The 1,329-nt window shown below is 47.6% G+C and carries 2 pseudogenes; both read right to left on the minus strand.

From position 1 onward, the window contains the following. Nucleotides 1–497: pseudogene (locus PKO01S_RS28455) on the minus strand (sugar ABC transporter permease); the annotation flags it as partial. 118 nt (nt 498–615) lie between these two features. Next, nucleotides 616–1,329 (minus strand): annotated as a pseudogene (locus tag PKO01S_RS29005) (sugar ABC transporter substrate-binding protein); the annotation flags it as partial.

Here is a 1,329-nt window from a genome sequence, read left to right on the forward strand (position 1 = left end):
AAGCCCAGTCGCATCAACACGTCGTTGACGATACCGTCTTCAATCGACAAGGAAGTCGCGACGATACCGGTTACGATAATCCAAGACAGGAAGTGAGGCAAATAGGAAATCGTTTGAATGAAACGTTTTGTGAACTTTTGTTTAACTTCGTTCAGCATCAGTGCAAGCACGATCGCTGTTACGAACCCAAGCACCATATTAATAACGCTCATCGCGAGCGTATTTCTCAATACTTGAAGAAACACATCGTCTTGGAACAGGAATTTAAATTGATCGAATCCAACCCACTCTTGATCAAACAACTTCGCACCTGGTCTATATTGCTGGAAAGCCATTAGCCAGCCCCAGATTGGGACATATGCGAACAATATTACAAGTGCCACTAGTGGAAATGACATCAAAATCAGCTCGCGCTGACTCCATAGCCGCTTCCGGAACGTGGCGGCTTTTCGTTCCGTACCTACAGCCGTTTCTCCTTTAAGAACCGTTTCTCGCATGCTCTCCGCCTCCTCACCCATTGTATGAACGTCTTGTGACGCTCTCGTTTCTGTTTCTGTCTTAGAATAAAAGGAAGGCCCGAAGGACCTCTTCGCGCCTTCCTTTTTGTTCATTTAATTATTTTTGAGTGCTGCCGTTGCTGGAAGTCCACGTATCAGCACGCCATTTCAGCTGCTCATTGATGCGGTCTTCGTAAGCTTTAATATCAACTTTACCCAACGCTTTAACATAATCTGCCCATGCGCTTTCGAAGCTTTCAGGCTTCGACATGATGATCTTAGGCAGATGTTTCAGAGCGAGCTCTTCCATTTTCGTACTTGCAATCTTAGCCTTGGAACCTTCAACCAGGTCGATGCTCCAAGCTGGGTACGATACACGGTTTTCTGGCGGCGACGAGAAGAAGTCGGACGGCAGTTTAGCGCCGTAAGCTGCGAATACTTCTTTATCAAGATCTTTTTGGCTTGCGAGGAATTCGTCAGGCTGGCTGCCTGCGTCCGTTGCGTTGCCGTCGGAGTATTGGCCTTGGATCTTAGGCAGGTACTCGAGCAGCTCTTGCGCACGGTTCGACGCTTTCCATTCCGCATTGTTTTGTTGGTCGCGCATTTCTTGCGTACGTGCGTATTTGCCGTCTGGGTTTACGATATAGTCTTCGCCTTCGATACCCCATTGCAGTACTTTGGACCATTTCTCGTCCAGCAGCGTATCGAAGAACTTGATGATTGCAACTGGATCTTTAGCGTTTTTCGTAATGCCGAATCCGTTATTCAAGTTAAGTGCCGGACGGTCGAAGTAGTAGTCCTTCGTCGAAGCATCATACGTCAGCGGAATGCC

This window comes from Paenibacillus kobensis NBRC 15729, assembly GCF_004000825.1.
GTDB classification, from domain to species: domain Bacteria; phylum Bacillota; class Bacilli; order Paenibacillales; family Paenibacillaceae; genus Paenibacillus_T; species Paenibacillus_T kobensis.